Source organism: Vibrio sp. (assembly GCF_038138445.1).
In the GTDB taxonomy this organism is placed as follows: Bacteria; Pseudomonadota; Gammaproteobacteria; order Enterobacterales; family Vibrionaceae; genus Vibrio.
In genome coordinates, this window is record NZ_JAYQDQ010000017.1 from 1 (window position 1) to 15,787 (window position 15,787).

Below are 15,787 nucleotides of genomic sequence, written 5' to 3' on the forward strand. Positions count from 1 at the left end.
ACCGTTGACATATCGGTAATGTGGTTCATTTGTTCGATATAATCGATCGTGCGAGGTGACGGTTTTAAGCCTTGTATTTTGCAGTATTCGCGTTTAGCCATTTTTTAGTCCTGTACTCAACTACTTACAGCTATTCTAACGTCCCACAAGGTTATTGAAAAGACAACAAAGTAACTGAATTTATAGTGATTTTAACTAAGACGGACTAAGTAAGTGAGTGCTCGGGGTCAGGTTCTTTCATTTTGCCCTAACCAAATTAATCCAACTATTCACCAACTCTGAAAAACCAAAACACGAAACTGTCTATATTTGCTTCTCGAACACTGGAGATTAAAAGCGTCACTTTGAGCGTTTTACTAGTCAAAATAACTATTTGGTTGGTAAATGCCTCAAAACACCTTGTAAGGCGTGATAAATAACTGAAAATATTGATATGATTTGGCTTATTTTTTACTAAGGCCAACTCACATGCGGTATGAATCTTTCCCATATGCCCCAGAAGAAAGGCAAGAAACCACAAGAGAAAGAGCAGCGCGACAACGTCAAGAGCGCAGAGCGGAACTCACCTACACCGCTAAGGACGAGAAACGTTGGGCAGAAAATAGAGAGCGCGTTCTTGCAGAGCGTGAAAAAGCCGCCCGTGTGTTTGAACTTGGCTGGATGCAATCACCATGCACACAGTCTCAAGAGGCATTGTGGGCAAGCTTATTTACTGCCGACACCAAAGAAGACCAGAAACAATACATCAAAAGTTGCAATGCTCACCTAAACGAGCCTGTAAGGCAGGGTGAGATTGTACTGCTTCCCACAACAGAGCCAAAAACAGCAGAAGATAACAAGCTCCTCGATGAGTGGCTAGAGCAAGCCAAGATTGCGAGTAAGGAGTTAGGCAAGCTGCTTGATGAAGAAGTCGATACGCTAAACCGCCACTTTGACTTGTTCTCCCATCAACTCGATGAGCGAATTAGGGCTGACGGTTTACCTTCCGACTACTATGCGCAAGTTGCCACAGGCGTGGGTGCGACTTCGGCGCTGGTCGAGCAGAACCTGAAAAACATCCAAGGTGTGCTTTTAGAAATTAACGATTTGTATGCCGCTCAAGTAGCGATGGCAAGCAGAACCGGCGGGGTGAACTATGGAACTTTTGTCTCTGAACGTGCTGGCTTATTTAAAAAGCTTGATGGCTCCTTTGCTATGTTGTCTAAGCGTAGTGTACAACTCCCTATTTACACTCAAATTAAACGCAACCTGAAGTTATCGACTAAGTCAGTAATCCATAATGCAGACGAAATTCTAAAGACAGGTTTTGTTAAAGATTTAGGCAAGCGTATCGGCAACATTAGTATCGGTATTTCCGCCGCGAGAGGTCTGGGATACATTGGCTTAATGGTCGGTGCAGCGAGTGGCGTCGATAGCATCTATGAAGCTTGTAAGGTCGACGGTAAAGGGGATTGCGGGCAGACAACAGCGCGTGAAGTTGTGGGCTTTATTGGTGGTATTCTTGGGGGTGTTGTAGGTGGTTCTGCGGGAACTAGTGCTGTAGTAACCGCGGTTTCTGGCATAGCGATATTTATAGGTGTTACGGCTTCTGCACCTGTTCTAGCTGTCGCTGCTCTTGGAGGAGCAGTCGCAGGAGGGTTCGTTGGTGGTGTTGCGGGAGGCGCTGCTGGTAAGGCTACAGGTGACGTGATTTATGAATGGGCGAATGAATGATGGAATTGATAGACGTTTTTCTACTATCGGCTCGAAAGATTATCGCGATTTACACTATAGCTTGGGCTCTAACAGCAATTGTTACTTTTCCGATTATTTCACTTGGTAGCTATAAATATATAATTTTTATAGATAAAAACTTAGCTAAAGATCTAGGGAAATATTATGACCCCAATGATTATATGCGCCCCCGATATCAATTATCTTGGGAAATCGGAAGTAGATTTATCTATTACTGTATTGCCTATCCGTTTATCAGACGAAGAGCGTCAACGATCTCTACAAAATTTAGTATCTTTATGTGGTGGAATACTCTAGGGCTTTGGTTTTTTGCGGGCATATTCCTAGTTGGCGCTTTGCCCAAGCTTTGTGCTTAAAGGGTCAAACTTAAAAAATCCCCATCAACATAGCTGATGGGGATAATCAGTTTACCGGTTCTATGGCTCTAAACGATGAGCTTCACTCGTTACTTTTTCTTGGTGTGGAACTGCTCACAGGCAAGCATGGTGTTCTCGATCAGGCTCGCCACTGTCATAGGGCCGACGCCGCCAGGGACTGGGGTAATAAAGCTTGCACGCTCTTTGGCGTTGTCGTAATCCACATCACCAATTAATTTGCCCGAATCTAGGCGATTGATGCCCACATCAATGACCACGGCACCTTCTTTAATCCATTGACCTGGAATAAAGTTAGGCTTGCCGACGGCAACGACCACAATGTCTGCTTGTCGAACATGGCTTTCAAGATCTTTAGTGAATCTGTGGCACGTAGTTGTGGTACAGCCAGCAAGCAATAATTCAAGCGTCATTGGGCGGCCGACAATATTAGAGGCACCAACAACAACCGCGTGTAGGCCACGTAAATTAATGTTGTAGCGATCAAGTAATGTGATGATCCCTTTTGGTGTACATGAGCGTAACTTAGGAATTCTCTGAGCTAGGCGGCCGACATTATAAGGATGAAATCCATCAACATCTTTTTCAGGGTGAATACGCTCAAGAACATGAGTAGCATCAATACCAGCCGGCAAGGGCAGTTGGACAAGGATACCGTCTATTTGATCATCATTGTTAAGTTCATCAACCAGAGCCAGCAACTCTTGCTCGGTTGCCGTTGTGGGGAGATCATATGACTTGGATACAAAGCCAACTTCCTCACAAGCGCGGCGCTTACTCCCAACATATACTTGTGATGCTGGGTCTTCACCAACCAATATTACCGCGAGTCCAGGTGCTCTCAAGCCTGCATTAAGACGTGCTTTTACGCGCGCAGCGACTTCTGAACGGACAGTTTGAGAAATAAGAGTTCCATCAATATTTTGAGCGGTCATGACGTTCCTTTAAAACAGAATGGCTATTTTGCTGGGCGCATTGTCGCAAATTATCCAACGAACATCCATAGGCAAACGTTTGCCTTGGGTTGTTTTTAATCAAAACTCAACCTGGTGGGCTTTTTTTAGTCATTCAGTTCATAATGTTACGAAAAGGTCTTGTGTTAAGACGCTGAACTCGTATAATCCTTTCCCTGTAGCGCGCCCTTAGCTCAGTTGGATAGAGCACGTGCCTTCTAAGCATGTGGTCGCAGGTTCGAATCCTGCAGGGCGTGCCATTTATTTAGAAAACCCCAGCATCATCTGATGTTGGGGTTTTTGCTTCTTGGGCCTCAAATAATCCTAACTGACATGCATTTTCTCTCTCATCACGCTAGGCGATACGGAAAAAAACTCTTTAAAACATCGACTAAAATGGGTGGTTGAAGAAAAGCCTGTCGATGCTGCAATGGTTGAGATTGAATCCTCTGACTGGATCAGTAATTGCCTTGCATAGGTTAATCTCAGTTCTAAATAGTACTTAGAAGGCGAGGTTTGAATATGCGTCTTAAACATTCTTTCTAATTTTCTGCGCGATATCTTGAGGTAAAGGGCTATATCCTCGATATGAAGTGGCTCGTCAAGATTACTGACCATCAATAGATTGGCTTCTTTGACAATCGCTGGCGCAGAGTCGGGCAGGCAAGTTTGAAGTTGCGGTTTGGAGTTTAATGGGATGCCTCGGTCACAAGAAAGGATTTCTCTCACTGCATTAGAATTGGGCTGGCTGGTGATTTTTTGCACTATCGCTAACATCATATCGAGCGTGCTACTTGCTCCAGAAGAAGTGAAGATGTTTTCATGTCCCACATAGGAATTTGATGATAAAACGCTACGGGGAAACCTTTCTTTTGCATAGGCATGATTGTCTGGATGAAGGGCATATTGGTTTCCATCAAGAACCCCTGCATGGGCAAGAAAAATAGCCCCATTCCAAATGCCCCCTAGAATGGTGTTGTACTTACTACTTAATGCAATCAGCTTTGACAACTGAGGCTGTTCATTCAGACAAGTTCGATAGCCTCCGCAAACGATCACAGCATCGATATCTTGTAATGCCTTTACTTCGTCTAATGAGTGATCAGGTGTAAGGCCAATACCAAGATCGCTGAGCACCTCGCCATTGCCTAATCCAACCGTAGCAAAGGTGAATCGCGTCGAACCTTCCACCAAGTTTGACGTCACTAAACAATCGACCGCACAAGTAAATGACATTAGGGAAAAATGCTCTAGCACAACAAATAGCACTGAGGTTTGGTTATATGTGGTTTTTTCTTTCGCGATAAAACATTGGTTGGTATCTCTCATTGGAGCTGAGAATTTTCTTATTATTTTCATCACCATGCCTTGAGGTTTGAGTGCTATGGCAGTGTCTCAGGTAAGCGACTTGTTACAAGTATTCTCAATATAAATTTATTACTCACATCACATTATTTTCAATATCCAACGCAATGATTCGGTGATTTGTCGCAAAAGCAACAGTTCTTGACGCACACAGTCGGTCATGGAATAGGGATGCAGGATATTTTGTTAACACTATTGTTACATTAATGTGCTGAAGGAGAGACGTGTGTTCTACCAAAATGACACCATTGAAGGGTTTGATGATGAATTGCTTAGTGCTATTAACAGTGAAGATACCCGTCAGCAAGAGCATATCGAATTAATTGCCTCTGAAAACTATACCAGCAAGAGAGTGATGCAAGCGCAGGGAACACAGTTGACCAATAAGTATGCAGAGGGCTATCCAGCCAAGCGATACTATGGGGGGTGTGAACATGTTGACACTATCGAGCGGCTTGCTATTTCACGCGCAAAGAGCTTGTTTGGCGCCGATTATGCGAATGTGCAGCCTCATTCTGGTTCACAAGCGAATGCGGCCGTTTTCATGGCTTTGCTCAACCCTGGCGATACGGTTTTAGGAATGAGCCTTGCCCATGGTGGTCACCTAACTCATGGGGCTAAAGTCAGCTTTTCAGGAAAAATCTATCATTCTGTCCAGTACGGTTTAAATGACGCCACTGGTGAAATCGATTACGATCAAGTCGAGGAACTGGCCAAACAGCATCAACCTAAAATGATCATTGCTGGCTTTTCTGCCTATTCTCGTGTGGTTGATTGGCAAAAATTTAGAGATATCGCTGATTCGGTCAATGCCTATTTGTTTGTTGATATGGCACATGTCGCGGGACTGGTTGCTTCTGGTCATTATCCAAACCCACTTCCTTATGCGGACGTCGTCACGACCACAACCCATAAAACACTCAGGGGGCCAAGGGGTGGCCTTATCCTCGCCAAATCTAATCAAGAGCTTGAGAAAAAACTAGACTCAGCGGTTTTCCCTGCTGGTCAAGGTGGACCACTCATGCATGTCATTGCGGCTAAAGCCGTAGCATTTAAAGAGGCCTCATTGGCAGAATTTACTGAGTATCAAGCTCAGGTTGTGAAAAATGCCCAAGTGATGGCAAAAGGATTCATCGAACGTGGCTATGAGGTCGTATCTGGCGGAACGGATAATCATCTGTTCTTAGTGAGTCTGATAAAGCAAGGGATCACCGGAAAAGATGCGGACTTGGCCTTGGGTAAAGCTTGCATCACAGTCAATAAAAACTCTGTACCTAATGATCCTAGATCGCCGTTTGTCACCAGTGGACTTCGAATTGGTACGCCTGCTATCACTACTAGAGGTTTTAAAGAAACCGAGTCGGCCATGCTTACCGATTGGATTTGCGACATTTTAGATGACTTAGACAGTGAAGAGAAAATCAAGTCTGTGCAAGCCAAGGTAGCTGAATTGTGCGCAGAGTTTCCCGTTTATCGATGATCTCAGCCAATAGGCGCTCAACAATACTCAATTAAAAATCGATGCGCCTATAACAAGACGCTTGGACTTTAACGTTTTTTGGAAGGTAAACAATGAAGGATTACTCAGGGTTTGGCCTATTTAAGCATGCCTTAACCTATCACGAAAACTGGCAACGAATTTGGCGAAATCCCACACCCAAGAAGCACTACGATGTTGTCATTATAGGTGGCGGCGGACATGGCCTAGCCACTGCCTATTATCTGGCGAAAGAACATGGTATTACCAATATTGCTGTGGTTGAAAAAGGCTATCTAGGTGGTGGCAATACTGCGCGAAACACCACCATAGTGCGCTCCAACTACTTGTGGGATGAGGCTGCACATCTTTACGAGCACTCAATGAAATTGTGGGAAGGTTTGTCTCAAGAGCTCAATTATAACCTCATGTTTAGTCAAAGAGGTGTGTTAAACCTCGGCCACACATTACAAGACATGAGGGATATAGAAAGGCGAGTGAATGCAAATCGGCTCAATGGTATAGATAGCGAGGTGCTGAGCACCAAAGAAGTGCAAGACTTGGTGCCAATATTAAATTGCTCGCCAAATGCCAGGTATCCTGTGTTGGGAGCAAGCTGGCAACAGCGCGGTGGAACTGCCCGTCATGACGCAGTGGCTTGGGGTTATGCGCGAGCAGCCGATAAGTTAGGTGTTGATCTTATTCAGCAAAATGAAGTGACTGGCATTCGAGTAGAAAATGGCTCAGTGGTTGGTGTCGAGACCAAGAAAGGTTTTATTGGTGCAAGTAAAGTGGCTTGTGTGGCATCAGGTAACTCTGGTGAGCTAGCCAAGATGGTCAATATGAGCCTGCCATTAGAATCTCACCCGCTACAAGCTATGGTTTCTGAGCCTTTAAAACCTTGTCTAGATACCGTGGTGATGTCCAATCATGTCCATGGATACATGAGCCAATCAGATAAAGGCGATTTGGTGATTGGAGCCGGTATTGACGGCTACCTTGGCTATGGACAAAGAGGCTCTTTTCCTGTCATTGAACACACCATAGCAGCCATTATTGAGATGTTTCCCATCGTTAGCCGAGTCAGGCTCAATCGCCATTGGGGAGGCATTGTTGATACCACGCCAGATGCTTGCCCAATCATCAGTAAAACTCATATTAATGGTTTGTATTTTAACTGTGGTTGGGGAACAGGAGGCTTTAAAGCAACACCAGGATCTGGTCATGTATTTGCGCACACCATAGCGAACGATCACCCACACCCTCTCGCTGATGCCTTTAATCTCAATCGATTTGTTACTGGGCATTTAATTGATGAGCACGGCGCAGCCGGCGTTGCACACTAGTTCTAGGAGAAAGAGTAATGTTGCAAATCTATTGTCCGTATTGCGATGAAATACGAGAAGAAGATGAGTTTCACTACGCCGGAGAGGCGCATATTGTCCGGCCTCTTGAACCAGAGGCAGTGACCGATGAAGAATGGGGTAACTATCTGTTTCACCGAAAAAATAACAAAGGCTCGCATCAGGAAATGTGGTCGCACAGTGCGGGGTGCCGTAAGTTTTTTAATGTTGTTCGCAATACAGTGACTTACCAGATAGAAGAGGTGTACAAAATGAGCAGTAGCTCTGCTTTATTGAACAAAGAGGAGCAGCACAATGACTGAGCTTAACAGGCTTGAGAAAGGCGGTCGTATTGAGCGAGCACAAAGTATCACATTCTCATTCAACGGTAAGCGCTACACAGGTTGTAAAGGCGATACTATTGCGTCGGCCTTGCTAGCTAATGGCGTTGATGTAGTGGGAAGAAGTTTTAAATATTCTCGTCCAAGAGGAATTTTGGCTGCTGGGGCAGAAGAGCCCAATGCCATTTTACAGGTCGGCAGTAGCCCATCGACCACTATTCCCAACATTCGCGCTACTCAAGCTGAGTTATATCAAGGCCTGACGGCGACTTCAGTAGCGGGTTGGCCAAGTGTTGAATTGGATATGATGGCAGGGGTTGGAAAGGTAGGCGGTGCCATGATGCCGCCAGGCTTTTACTATAAAACTTTCATGCAACCTGAAAGCCTATGGCCAACTTACGAGAAATACATCAGAAAGGCCGCAGGTTTAGGCAAAGTTCCAGCAGATCAAGACCCAGATCAGTACGATAAGCTTAATCATCATGCCGATGTGCTGATTATTGGTGCGGGGCCAGCTGGACTTGCGGCCGCAAAAACGATAGTCGGTTCTGGCCTTCGTGTGATTGTTCTAGATGAGCAAAACGAATTTGGTGGCTCGTTACTGTCTAGTACTGAAAAGCTTGATGGTAAACCTTGCATGGACTGGGTTGCTGAGACTTTGGGAGTTTTGTATTCAGATCCTAACTTTACCTTGTTGGCGAGAACGACGGCTTTTGGTTACTACGACCATAATTTTGTCGGAGCGGTTGAAAGGCGCAGCGATCATTTAGGCGAAAATGTATCGGGAATTCGTCAGCGTTTGCATCGCATTCGAGCTAAGAAAGTTATCTTGGCGACGGGTGCTTTGGAAAGACCACTGGTTTTTGCCAATAACGATGTGCCAGGGTGTATGTTAGCGTCTGCGGTCTCTACTTACATTAATCGCTACGCTGTTGCTCCGGGAAGCAAACTTGTATTGATGACCACCAATGATCACGCATACCAAACGGCAATTGATTGGCATAATGCAGGACGGGAAGTCGTGGCAGTAGTTGATACTCGGCAGGAATCAAACGGCGATCTCGTTTCAAAAGCGCGCAGCTTGGGTATCAATATACTAACGGGTAAAGCGGTCATAGAGGTCTCTGGCAGCAAACGAGTGACAGGGGTTAAGGTCGCTGCCCTTAACTCTGACGGTAGCGAAATTATTGGTAAAGCAACTCAGCTGACTTGTGATACTGTGGCAAGCTCTGGTGGCTGGAGTCCTGTTGTTCACTTATCCTGCCACACGGGGAGCAAGCCTATCTGGAACCCAGATATCGCAGGTTTTGTTCCAGGCCCTGCCTCTCAAAACCAACTCTTTGTTGGCGGCGCAGTGGGAACCTACTCATTAGGCGCTGTCTTAGAGCAAGGTGCTGGGGCAGGGCTCGTCAGTGGTGAGGAGTTGGGCGGAGCGCTAATCGAGTCCAACTTCATTACCCCTAAAGCTCATAAATACAATGAGTCACAGCCAATGGCGCTCTACCATGTTCCTCATATCAAACCAACCAGTCGAGCGCCTAAGCAATTTGTTGATTTTCAAAATGATGTAACCGCAGCGGGTATCGAGCTTGCCACAAGAGAAGGCTTTGAGTCGATTGAGCATGTAAAACGTTATACCGCGATGGGATTTGGTACCGATCAAGGGAAAACGTCCAATATCAATGGGATGGCTATCGTAGCCAAAGCGTTAAATCAAACCATCCAAGAGACAGGCACAACCATTTTTCGCCCTATGTATACACCAGTAACCTTTGGTGCGTTAGCTGGAAGAGATACGGGCAAATTGTTTGACCCTGCAAGGTTTACCGCAATTCATGAGTGGCATGTTGCTCACGGGGCAAAGTTTGAAGATGTGGGGCAATGGAAGAGACCTTGGTATTTTCCAAAGCAAGACGAGAGCATGCAGGATGCACTCACGCGAGAGTGCATGGCAACTCGCCATAGCATAGGTATTTTAGATGCGTCTACGCTTGGAAAAATTGATATTCAAGGTAAGGATGCAAGAGAGTTCCTCAACCGAATTTATACCAACCCTTGGTCAAAGCTTGCTCCAGGCCGCTGCCGATATGGCGTTATGTGTAAAGAAGATGGCATGATCTTCGATGATGGCGTGACTTCTTGTATCAATGACAATCACTTTATTATGACCACTACGTCAGGCGGAGCTGCGGCTGTACTCGAATGGTTAGAGCTATGGCATCAGACAGAGTGGCCAGAGCTAGAAGTATATTTTACCAGTGTGACAGATCATTGGGCGACGATGACAATATCTGGTCCGAATAGCCGATTTTTGCTCGAAAAGTTGGTTGATGGTCATGATGTGTCAAATGACGCGTTTCCCTATATGAGTTGGCAGTCATTTAAGGTAGCTGGCGTAGATGCACGAGTCTTTCGCATCAGTTTTACTGGTGAGCTGTCTTTTGAAATTAACGTGCCAGCCAATTATGGCTTATATGTTTGGGAACAAGTGATGGATGCTGGTGAGGAGTTTGGTATCACGCCTTATGGCACCGAAACCATGCACATTCTTCGTGCCGAGAAAGGCTTTATTATTGCAGGGCAGGACACGGATGGTTCGGTATCTCCGCAAGATATGGATATGAACTGGATCGTCGGTAAAAACAAGACGTTTAGTTATATCGGTAGGCGCTCATGGGAGCGTGAAGACAACCAGCGGCAAGATAGAAAACAGTTTGTTGGACTACTAACTAAAGATCCAAGTGTCGTGTTACCTGAAGGTGCCCAAGCTGTCTTTGACCCGAGTGAGCCAATCCCAATGACAATGGTTGGGCATGTCACATCAAGTTATTACAGCCCAGTATTAGATCGCTCTATTGCATTGGGCGTTATCAAAGGCGGTTTGTCTCGGGTAGGCGAAAAGGTTTATTTCCCGTTGCCTGATGGAACATCAGTAGAAGCTGAAATTACCACCTCTGTATTTTATGATCCAAAAGGAGAGCGCCAAAATGTCTGATATCACTCTTGAAGCTAGGGCCGACAACAAAGTCGCCTCTCCCAGCCCTATAGAGCAATGGATGCCCCGAGAGGCTTCACCTCTCTCCCATGTGGAATTTATAACACCTGACCAATTATATCAGGAGACGAGCGTTGACATCCGTGAGATAAAAGGTTTAACCCACTTTATCTTGAGGGGAAAAACAGAGAACCCCGCTTTTACTTCTGGGGTTGAAAAGGCGCTTGGCGTAGCGCTTCCTATTGCACCGAGAACGTCTGTTCAAACCGATAGTCTGCGTGTTTTCTGGCAATCTCCTGATGAATGGTTGATTATTGGAGAGCCTAATTCAGCGACGGCAATCGAATTAGCTTTGCATCAGCATTTAGAGGGGCATTATGCGGTCACTGAAGTAAGTAGTGGTCAAACTCTTCTGAGTCTGAGCGGGGCAAATGCTGAAAACGTAATAAAAAAATCAACCTTGTATGATGTCCATATTCGTCAGTTCCCGATAGGTCATGTGGCTGGAACTACGTTTGCCAAATCACAAATTCAAATTCGGCGTATTGGTGAACAGGCATTTGAGCTTGTGGTTCGTCGAAGTTTCGCCGATTACATATGGATGTGGCTAATGGATGCAGGGCGTGAGTATGGTGTGGTCTTTCATAAAGACTAGCCAGGCAACCAGTCGCCAAACCGATCTGGTATTGGCGACTTATAATAACAGTCTTAAGGTGACTTAATGAATCAATCAAATTCCAACTACATTTTAACCGCAAGCTGTCCAAGCCGTATTGGGACAGTGGATGTAGTGACCCGCTTTTTATGTGAATCTGGATGTTATATATCTGAGTTAAACTCTTTTGATGATGAGTTGAACCAGCGCTTTTTTATCCGAGTCGAGTTTGCTCAAGAGGGCAGTGGAAAGTTTGATGAGCAAGCTTTTAAGCAAGGTTTTGGTGAACGCAGCAAAGCCTTTGATATGGAATGGGAATTGACCGATAAGAGTTACAGACCATCTGTGGTGATCATGGTGTCTAAATATGATCATTGTTTGAACGATTTACTCTATCGCTATCGCACCCATAATCTGCCTGTTGATATCAAAGCCGTGATTTCTAATCATGAAGATCTGAGATCACTGGCAGAATGGCATGATATTCCTTACCACTGCTTTCCTATTTCCCATGAAACTAAGTCACAACAAGAAGCACAGGTGCAAAAAGTATTGGATGATGTTGGCTGCGAGTTATTGATTCTTGCCCGATACATGCAAGTTTTGTCTGATGAAATGTGTGAACAATGGTCACGAAAAGCCATTAACATTCATCACTCTTTGTTACCCGGTTTTAAAGGCGCAAAACCTTATCATCAAGCTTATGACAAAGGCGTAAAACTCGTCGGAGCCACAGCCCACTATGTCAGTAGCGATCTAGATGAAGGGCCAATTATTACTCAAGGTATGGCAAACGTTAATCATACCTATTACCCCAAAGATCTGATCAAAAAAGGTAAGGATATTGAAGCGCTAACGCTCGCCAAAGCCATTCAATATCATATTGAAAAGCGTGTATTTTTATTTAACGACAAAACGATAGTTTTTGAACGTTCCTAACTTGTTTTATCGTCTATTCGGCTAAGGCCGGTATTTTCGCACTGTAAGTTCAAGAAAAACTAAAGCAAACGATAGCTCGACCTGTCACCTCAGTGACAACAAAAGTCGAGCTAGGCTTTTTGCACCCCAAATTTCGCATTCAAACGAGAAATAAGGAAGATTCGGTATGACGAAAATAGATAAAACCTCTAAGCCTAGCTTAGCCATGGCGATAGCACCTATCGCCATTACTCTTTGTATTTTGGCGATACAACTTTTTGTTTTTAATGATTTTACGCCTCATATACCACTGATTGTTGGTATTAGCGTTACCGCTTTTTTGGCTTGGTTTAGAGGTTATCGTTGGCATGATATTGAAGATGGTATTTTGCATACGGTTCGTCTTGCGATGCAATCTCTCGCTATCTTAATGCTGGTCGGTATGATAGTTGGTATCTGGATTGCCAGTGGCACTGTGCCTTTATTGATACAATACGGTCTGACTATGCTGAATCCGCAGATATTTTTGGCAGCAAGTATGGTGTTGTGTTCAATCGTTTCTTTGTCTCTTGGCACCTCTTGGGGGACGGTTAGTACAGTTGGATTAGCCTTGGTGGGTATTGGCGCTGGCTTTGATATTCCGATTTATTGGACGGCTGGAGCGGTGGTTTCAGGTGCGTTTTTTGGCGACAAAATGTCTCCCTTATCGGACACAACGAATTTAGCCCCTGCTGTAATAGGCGTAGACCTCTTTCAACATATAAAAAACATGTTGCCCACTACAGTTCCTGCCATGTTAATTGCATTTGGTATTTATCTATTCGTTGGTCTCAATAATGGTCCTTTGGGAGACGATGCATTAAGTCAGATACACCTGATTAACACCAATATTGAAGCCAATTTCAATTTATCTGCTTGGCTTTTAATTCCGCCTTTTTTAGTGCTCGCGTGTTCTTTCTTTAAGCTACCTACATTACCTTCTTTGTTTGCTGGTGTGGTGAGTGGCGCTGTCATTGCACACTTTATGCAGAGTGTGTCTTTGCATGAGTTATTTCAATATGCACAGAGCGGGTATCAAATACAAACAGGGGTATCAGAACTTGATAGCCTGCTTGCAAGAGGGGGCATTCAGTCAATGGCATGGGTGATCACTTTGATCATGATATCGCTTGGTTTTGGTGGTGCACTGGAAAGAACCCGCTGCTTGGAAACTATCGTTGAGGCGATACTGAGCAAAAGCTGTTCATTCTTTCGGCTCCAAGCCTCAGCACTGGGTACATCAGTGGCAACCAATTTAGTGGCTGGTGATCCATATCTATCCATTAGTTTACCTGGGCGGATGTTTGTGCCTGTGTATGAGGCAAAAGGTTACTCTAAGCTGAATTTGTCTCGGGCAGTGGAAGAAGGAGGAACGCTTATTTCGCCGCTTGTCCCTTGGAATGCTGGTGGTGCTGTGGTGATCAGCGCGTTAGGGCTCGGGATTGCCGAGGGAAATATAGAAAACTTACTCTACATACCTCTCGCGTTTGCATGTTGGGTATCGCCAGTCATTAGCCTGATATACGCGTCGACGGAGCGATTTGTTATGCGAGAAGCAAGTTATAGCTGATTATATTTAGCTCTACTATCTATACTTAAATAAATTTTTAAAGCGCTTGACCTTACCCTTAGGGGAAGGTCTATATTCAACCTTCAAACCGAAGGTATACTATGCAGCACTCACTTAAACACACATTGATTACGTTACTCAGTATCTTAGCGATGCTGATGACAAGTTATGTGTCTAGTACGCGTGCAATGGCTGGAAATAGTATACCTTCTGCTTTGATGCCATCGAGCGACATGCCTTGTTATACACAAAAAATTGACGCTTTGGACACATCAACCGAAAGCACTCAAACAAGTCCCAATGAGAACTGCCATTCAATGGTTAACTCGCCATTTGGTGGCTCTGATAAAGCAATCTCAGATACCATGACTCATTGTCAGGGAGCAAACTCAAGCATTGATAACTGCTGTCCTTCTGTTTGTTCCGGTGTGCCATACCCAATAGGTACGCTTGGTTCGCTGGGTATAGTGCCTATCTCATTAGCTCTTCATCAATCACTCAAGTCGGAACTGGCTGTCGCACATATCGATGGCTTACTGCGTCCACCCTCCTTGTAGTTCAATCCTCATTTTTGTCGTTCTCAAGCATTCTCGCTACAGGAGCTGTGTTTGAGGTAGTCCATATTTTTCCATGGATAAACATTGTGATTATTGAATTTTATCGCCTTGGTTTTCCTAAAACCTTGAGCATTACGATTGCAACTCTCGTTTCTACTGCGCCTTTATTGTCTAGCGCTAAGACGCAGAGTTTGCCAAGTGATCTTGCTGCTGGTCAGAAACTGACCTTAATGATTGAAACAGCGCTGGTAAATGATACCAGCCGTGCACAATATGCCGCACAGTCTAAAGCGATGCGAGAGACCGCAGTCGCGAGCGCTACTTTAATGGATCCCAAGCTAAAAGTAGGGTTTGGTGGCTTGCCAGTGGACTCTTTCGAGTTTGATCAAGACCCTATGACTAACGTCTCTCTTGGTTTGATGCAGCAATTCGAACGGGGCTCGACATTAGATTTAAACCGACAAGGTGCTAATCAAAAAGCTGATGCTGTTGCCTATCAAATCAAGGTGCGCGAAAGAGAAGTTGCCAACAGCATTACTCAGCTTTGGTTGGAGCTGGGATATTTACAATATACAGCGTCTCTTATTCATCAAAACCAAAAACTTATGCAAGAGATGGAGCAGTACATGCAAACAAACTACTCCATAGGTAAAAGTGAAGCTCAAGATCTACTCAATACCCAAATCCAAGTGGGTAAATTGGATGAAAAGCTGCAGTTAAATCGCCAAAAACAAAATAGGCTGATCGCGCAGTTATCCGAATGGCTTGGCGCAGATTGGCAAACGGAAGGCTTGCTCAATAGCGTTAGTTATCAGCTACCTTGGACTCAGTTAGAGTCAATTTTGAGCAATGCTGGTAGCCAAAGCCAGTATTATCCTCTGCTTAATCAACATCCTTTGGTGCAAGTGGCCGAAAGTAATATATCTGTGAATCGCACCCAAGTAGAGGTGGCAGAACAAGCTTTTACTCCTCAGTTTGGTGTGGAAGTTATGTACGCTTATCGTCAAGCAAACAACATGATGGGAGAGCCCGCCTCCGACTTGGTCAGTGCTTATCTCACCATGGACATTCCTCTATTTATAGGCAATAGACAAGACAAGAATCTTGCCGCAGCTCAATATCAGGTTGGAGCGTCACAATATCAAAAAGACACTTTACTAGCGCAGATGTCCGCTCAAGTGAGTGCTTTATTAAATGACAGAACCAATATGACCGAGCGCATAGAGCGTTACCAAGAGCGGTTACTACCTCAAGCAAAAGCCCGAATTGAAGCTGTTGAGAGAGGGTATCAGAACAATACAACCGAATTTGGTGAAGTGATAACGGCTTCAACTGACGAGCTTGCATTAAAAATCGAGCTTACACGCCTAATTACAGACTTAAACCAAACTAATAGCCAGCTTGCCTCTTTGCTGGGTGGTTTTGAATATCAAGTTGCGGCTCCTACTGCCAAATACCAATAACAA

General features: G+C 44.8%; 13 protein-coding genes and 1 tRNA gene. 12 read left to right on the forward strand and 2 right to left on the reverse strand.

The features are described 5' to 3' along the window. The first annotated feature begins 468 nt into the window (after nucleotides 1-468). Both AAFM34_RS06965 and AAFM34_RS06970 read left to right on the forward strand, forming a co-directional pair. Entirely contained in the window at nucleotides 469-1,713 is a 1,245-nt protein-coding gene (locus tag AAFM34_RS06965) for a hypothetical protein (protein ID WP_341661295.1), read from the forward strand. A gap of 165 nt (nucleotides 1,714-1,878) precedes the next feature. Further along, nucleotides 1,879-2,031, forward strand: a complete 153-nt coding sequence (locus tag AAFM34_RS06970; protein ID WP_341661297.1) for a hypothetical protein — start codon at nucleotides 1,879-1,881, stop codon at nucleotides 2,029-2,031. Nucleotides 2,032-2,179: 148 nt separating this feature from the next. Here AAFM34_RS06970 and folD read toward each other — a convergent pair whose 3' ends face one another. Continuing rightward, nucleotides 2,180-3,043, reverse strand: coding sequence for a bifunctional methylenetetrahydrofolate dehydrogenase/methenyltetrahydrofolate cyclohydrolase FolD (gene folD / locus AAFM34_RS06975; protein WP_114787193.1), 864 nt, complete (start codon nucleotides 3,041-3,043; stop codon nucleotides 2,180-2,182). A 201-nt stretch (nucleotides 3,044-3,244) separates the two neighbouring features. Here folD and AAFM34_RS06980 point away from each other — a divergent pair. After that, a tRNA-Arg gene (locus AAFM34_RS06980) sits at nucleotides 3,245-3,321 on the forward strand. Between the two features lie 64 nt (nucleotides 3,322-3,385). Here the strand turns inward: AAFM34_RS06980 and AAFM34_RS06985 are convergent. Further along, complete coding sequence (locus AAFM34_RS06985; RefSeq protein WP_341661299.1) at nucleotides 3,386-4,420, reverse strand: helix-turn-helix domain-containing protein; 1,035 nt, start codon at nucleotides 4,418-4,420, stop codon at nucleotides 3,386-3,388. Between the two features lie 232 nt (nucleotides 4,421-4,652). On the opposite strand from AAFM34_RS06985, the gene glyA reads away from it, so the two are divergent. The 9 genes from glyA (at nucleotide 4,653) to AAFM34_RS07030 (ending at nucleotide 15,784) form a co-directional block, all read left to right on the forward strand. Then, nucleotides 4,653-5,906, forward strand: a complete 1,254-nt coding sequence (glyA, locus tag AAFM34_RS06990; protein WP_371833256.1) for a serine hydroxymethyltransferase — start codon at nucleotides 4,653-4,655, stop codon at nucleotides 5,904-5,906. A gap of 92 nt (nucleotides 5,907-5,998) precedes the next feature. Continuing rightward, on the forward strand, nucleotides 5,999-7,249 hold the full coding sequence (locus tag AAFM34_RS06995) for a sarcosine oxidase subunit beta family protein (protein ID WP_341661301.1): 1,251 nt from the start codon (nucleotides 5,999-6,001) through the stop codon (nucleotides 7,247-7,249). A gap of 17 nt (nucleotides 7,250-7,266) precedes the next feature. Continuing rightward, nucleotides 7,267-7,569 carry a sarcosine oxidase subunit delta gene (locus AAFM34_RS07000; RefSeq protein WP_341661303.1) on the forward strand — a complete coding sequence of 101 codons (303 nt, stop codon included), beginning with the start codon at nucleotides 7,267-7,269 and terminating at the stop codon, nucleotides 7,567-7,569. Then, nucleotides 7,562-10,582, forward strand: coding sequence for a sarcosine oxidase subunit alpha (locus tag AAFM34_RS07005; RefSeq protein WP_341661305.1), 3,021 nt, complete (start codon nucleotides 7,562-7,564; stop codon nucleotides 10,580-10,582). The genes AAFM34_RS07000 and AAFM34_RS07005 overlap by 8 nt, the downstream gene beginning before the upstream one ends. Then, nucleotides 10,575-11,237: a sarcosine oxidase subunit gamma family protein gene (locus AAFM34_RS07010; protein WP_341661307.1), complete on the forward strand. Its 663-nt coding sequence runs from the start codon at nucleotides 10,575-10,577 to the stop codon at nucleotides 11,235-11,237. Before AAFM34_RS07005 ends, AAFM34_RS07010 begins: the two co-directional genes overlap by 8 nt. Before the next feature lie 66 nt (nucleotides 11,238-11,303). Further along, nucleotides 11,304-12,176, forward strand: coding sequence for a formyltetrahydrofolate deformylase (gene purU, locus AAFM34_RS07015; protein ID WP_341661310.1), 873 nt, complete (start codon nucleotides 11,304-11,306; stop codon nucleotides 12,174-12,176). Between the two features lie 166 nt (nucleotides 12,177-12,342). Beyond that, nucleotides 12,343-13,764: a Na+/H+ antiporter NhaC gene (nhaC, locus tag AAFM34_RS07020; RefSeq protein WP_341661312.1), complete on the forward strand. Its 1,422-nt coding sequence runs from the start codon at nucleotides 12,343-12,345 to the stop codon at nucleotides 13,762-13,764. A 101-nt stretch (nucleotides 13,765-13,865) separates the two neighbouring features. Beyond that, nucleotides 13,866-14,321 (forward strand): hypothetical protein, encoded by a 456-nt coding sequence (locus AAFM34_RS07025; RefSeq protein ID WP_341661314.1) that lies wholly within the window; start codon nucleotides 13,866-13,868, stop codon nucleotides 14,319-14,321. An 86-nt stretch (nucleotides 14,322-14,407) separates the two neighbouring features. Then, nucleotides 14,408-15,784 (forward strand): TolC family protein, encoded by a 1,377-nt coding sequence (locus AAFM34_RS07030; protein WP_371833257.1) that lies wholly within the window; start codon nucleotides 14,408-14,410, stop codon nucleotides 15,782-15,784. Nucleotides 15,785-15,787: the final 3 nt, after the last annotated feature.

Bases quoted from the DNA above. Each gene is read 5' to 3' on its own strand.
- folD (WP_114787193.1), bottom strand. From the start codon at position 3,043: ATGACCGCTCAAAATATTGATGGAACTCTTATTTCTCAAACTGTCCGT.
- AAFM34_RS07005 (WP_341661305.1), top strand. From the start codon at position 7,562: ATGACTGAGCTTAACAGGCTTGAGAAAGGCGGTCGTATTGAGCGAGCA.
- AAFM34_RS06995 (WP_341661301.1), top strand. From the start codon at position 5,999: ATGAAGGATTACTCAGGGTTTGGCCTATTTAAGCATGCCTTAACCTAT.
- nhaC (WP_341661312.1), top strand. From the start codon at position 12,343: ATGACGAAAATAGATAAAACCTCTAAGCCTAGCTTAGCCATGGCGATA.
- AAFM34_RS07010 (WP_341661307.1), top strand. From the start codon at position 10,575: ATGTCTGATATCACTCTTGAAGCTAGGGCCGACAACAAAGTCGCCTCT.
- AAFM34_RS07000 (WP_341661303.1), top strand. From the start codon at position 7,267: ATGTTGCAAATCTATTGTCCGTATTGCGATGAAATACGAGAAGAAGAT.
- purU (WP_341661310.1), top strand. From the start codon at position 11,304: ATGAATCAATCAAATTCCAACTACATTTTAACCGCAAGCTGTCCAAGC.
- AAFM34_RS07025 (WP_341661314.1), top strand. From the start codon at position 13,866: ATGCAGCACTCACTTAAACACACATTGATTACGTTACTCAGTATCTTA.
- AAFM34_RS06985 (WP_341661299.1), bottom strand. From the start codon at position 4,420: ATGAAAATAATAAGAAAATTCTCAGCTCCAATGAGAGATACCAACCAA.
- AAFM34_RS06965 (WP_341661295.1), top strand. From the start codon at position 469: ATGCGGTATGAATCTTTCCCATATGCCCCAGAAGAAAGGCAAGAAACC.
- AAFM34_RS06970 (WP_341661297.1), top strand. From the start codon at position 1,879: ATGACCCCAATGATTATATGCGCCCCCGATATCAATTATCTTGGGAAA.